Source organism: Levilactobacillus koreensis JCM 16448 (assembly GCF_001435525.1).
In the GTDB taxonomy this organism is placed as follows: domain Bacteria; phylum Bacillota; class Bacilli; order Lactobacillales; family Lactobacillaceae; genus Levilactobacillus; species Levilactobacillus koreensis.
On record NZ_AZDP01000083.1, the window covers coordinates 1 to 1,408 of the forward strand.

Annotated in this window: 2 protein-coding genes; one reads left to right on the forward strand and one right to left on the reverse strand. The window is 43.3% G+C overall.

Going from position 1 to position 1,408, the window contains the following annotated elements; genetic code table 11:
• The coding region (gene tnpA, locus FC99_RS07490) for an IS200/IS605 family transposase (RefSeq protein ID WP_056986509.1) at positions 1–366 on the reverse strand (366 nt) is incomplete at its 3' end.
• 95 nt (positions 367–461) lie between these two features.
• Here tnpA and FC99_RS07495 point away from each other — a divergent pair.
• Positions 462–1,408: RNA-guided endonuclease InsQ/TnpB family protein (locus FC99_RS07495; protein WP_056986511.1), on the forward strand; the 947-nt coding region annotated here is incomplete at its 3' end.

The window sequence follows — 1,408 nt, forward strand, 5'->3', positions numbered from 1 at the left end:
ATCACCAAGAGTACTCATGAAGTAACTAGGTGACCAAAGATGTCCACCCCAGAACTCCTGATCTTTTATCTCGGGATGTAATTCAAAGAATAATCGCGCCGAGCCACCCTTGAAGGCCTTGACGATATTGGTTGGGGCATACTTGGGCTTAAAGCTCAGTAGTAAGTGGACGTGGTCAGGCATGACTTCCATCTGTTCAATGGTCACTTCGTTCAGTCGGGCTATTTTCGTTAGAATATCGGTCATCTCAGCGACTAACTTTGGCGTTGTAAATGCTTCGTGCCGGTATTTAGTGACCCAGACCAGGTGAAAATGAAAGTTGTAAACATAACCTCGTTCGTGGATTGCTCCTTCAATGTTTCTCATGTGACACCTCCATAAATATTATTATAAGACGCTTTACTATGGATGTAGTGTACTCATATGGTACGCTACTGTCAAGCAAGAGGAGGTGACAGTTTATGACGAAAACAATGGCTCAATTACCTTACCATTATGGGGTTAAAGTCAGAGTCTTTCCTTCGACCGAACAAAAACGGCTAATCAAGCGTAACAGTGACGCCAGTCGGTTTATTTATAATCAAATGAACGGCATGAACAACGACCTGTTCTGGTTAAAGCAAGTGAAGATTCCCATTACAATTGTCTTCGATCGAATCGCTGATTTGACCGAGCGGCTAAAAAAGCCGTCAACTGCTATCTCTAATATTCATGGCTGGTTAAATCATCCGGATTTTGACAGCCTGATGAAAGCTAATGCTATCAAAAATTACAAGACTGCTTGGAAACTATTCCGCCAGCTTCATCAGGCGGGGACCCCTAAATTTCATAAGCGTGGTTATACTCAGACGTATCAAACATCATGTCTTTACGGTGCCAAAGTGACCGGACCAACCGTGCGTAATGGTAGCGTCAGACTAAATGATACTCACCACTTACGATTACCCAAGCTGGGGTGTCTTCGCTTCAAGGGGCTGCCATCAAAGATTTTAGATCGAGCTAATGATATTAGAATCGGTACTACAACAGTCTCGATGGATACCGCTGGCCATTACTTTGTATCCATGCAGCTTGGGTCGGAACACCCCTTCGTTTCTGAACAACCAGTTCTTAAATCTAAAGTTGGGATTGATCTGAACCTTGAAAACTTTTTGACAGATTCCAATGGACAAGTGATTGATAACCCCCGTTACTACCGAATGATTAAGGGAAAACTGGCTAAAGCCCAACGAAAGCTGTCGCGGCGGGCCAGACGAGCTAAAAGGAGCCAACGACGGTTATCCGAATCAAATAACTATCAAAAACAACGGTTACTAGTGGCTAAATTACAACTTAAAGTTGCTAATCAACGTAAGAACTTCCTGCACCATGTCTCTACGGCCTTAATCAAAAACCACGATTTAGTCGT